Annotated in this window: 1 protein-coding gene; it reads left to right on the top strand. The window is 71.1% G+C overall.

Features of this window, described 5'->3' with window-relative positions:
- Window positions 1-499: aminotransferase class III-fold pyridoxal phosphate-dependent enzyme (locus tag SM447_RS30150; protein ID WP_474576249.1), on the top strand; the 499-nt coding region annotated here is incomplete at both ends.

The raw sequence follows: 499 nt of genomic DNA, 5'->3' as shown, positions 1-499 counted from the left end.
GCTACGTGGCCGTCGCGGAGAAGCTCGCCGAGCTCTCCCCCGGCGACCACCCGAAGAAGGCCGCGCTGTTCAACTCGGGCTCCGAGGCCGTCGAGAACGCCGTGAAGATCTCCCGCGTGCACACCGGCCGCCAGGCCGTGGTCGTCTTCGACCATGCCTACCACGGGCGCACGAACATGACCCTCGCGATGACCGCCAAGGTGATGCCCTACAAGCAGGGCTTCGGCCCGTTCGCCGGCGAGGTCTACCGCGTGCCCGTGTCCTACCCGTTCCGGGACCCGGAGGGCATGACCGGCGCCGAGGCCGCCCGCCGCGCGCTGCTCCAGGTGGAGAAGCAGGTCGGCGCCGAGAACGTGGCCGCCGTCGTGATCGAGCCCATCCAGGGCGAGGGCGGGTTCATCGTGCCGGCCGACGGCTTCCTGCCCGCGCTGTCCGAGTGGTGCACCGACAACGGCGCCGTGTTCGTCGTCGACGAGGTCCAGTCCGGCATCGCGCGCAC

The sequence above is a fragment of the Micromonospora aridisoli genome (assembly GCF_056150025.1).
This window is presented reverse-complemented; position numbering and strand designations above follow the sequence as displayed.